Below are 255 nucleotides of genomic sequence, written 5' to 3' on the forward strand. Positions count from 1 at the left end.
GCATGGCCCAGGCTGGCGCCGAGGCCGGTCTCGTTCACGGTGGCCACGAGGCCGAGGAGGGCGGCGACGGAGAAGCAGGTGCGCAGGTTCACCGCGCCGAAGGCCTCCGCCGGCAGCACGCCGATGCGGGGCATCAGGCCGAGGATCGCGGCGATGAGCCCGACCCAGGCCGGGGCGATGTGATGCCGGCTGTCGGTGACCCAGAAGGCGAGGGTGGCGGCCAGGATCACGGCGAGCCGCCGCGCCTCCGGGCGC

The 255-nt window shown here is 75.3% G+C and carries 1 pseudogene; it reads right to left on the minus strand.

Going from position 1 to position 255, the window contains the following annotated elements:
- Positions 1–255, minus strand: a pseudogene (locus AC0IWM_RS23810) (SLC13 family permease); the annotation flags it as partial.

It is taken from the genome of Methylobacterium sp. AC433, from assembly GCF_979253015.1.